General features: G+C 38.0%; 2 protein-coding genes. Both read right to left on the bottom strand.

Features of this window, described 5'->3' with window-relative positions; translation table 11 throughout:
• Positions 1-167 (bottom strand): ATP-binding cassette domain-containing protein (locus KH893_RS12240; RefSeq protein WP_281166331.1); only part of this gene is annotated, 167 nt, incomplete at its 3' end.
• Between the two features lie 2 nt (positions 168-169).
• The coding region (locus KH893_RS12235) for an ABC transporter permease (RefSeq protein ID WP_281166330.1) at positions 170-447 on the bottom strand (278 nt) is incomplete at its 5' end.

Here is a 447-nt window from a genome sequence, read left to right as displayed (position 1 = left end):
AAAGTATGTGTCGTAACGGATTTTCCGGAGCCTGATTCACCAACAATCGCCAAGGTCTCACCCTTATTAAGTTCAAAAGAAACATTTCTAATTGCCTTAATAGTTCCAGCGTATGTATGAAATTCTACTGATAAATTTTTAACTTGTAAAACTGGTTTTTCAGTCATGATTAGTCCCCACTATTACTGCTTTTTGGATCAAACGCATCTCTGAGACCATCACCAAACAGATAAAAGGCCAAAGAAATTAATACCAGAAAAGTGCCTGGGATCAAGACCAAATATGGATAATACTGAATCTCGTCACGCGCATCATTGATCATTGAGCCAAGAGAAGAAGTTGGTGGTTGAACACCTAAACCAAGAGCTGAAAGAACAGCTTCAGAAGTAATCGCTTGAGGAATCGTCATCATTAGCTGAACAATAATTGTCGAACTTATGTTAGGAA

Source organism: Liquorilactobacillus sicerae, assembly GCF_029916425.1.
Lineage (GTDB): Bacteria > Bacillota > Bacilli > Lactobacillales > Lactobacillaceae > Liquorilactobacillus > Liquorilactobacillus sicerae.
This window is presented reverse-complemented; position numbering and strand designations above follow the sequence as displayed.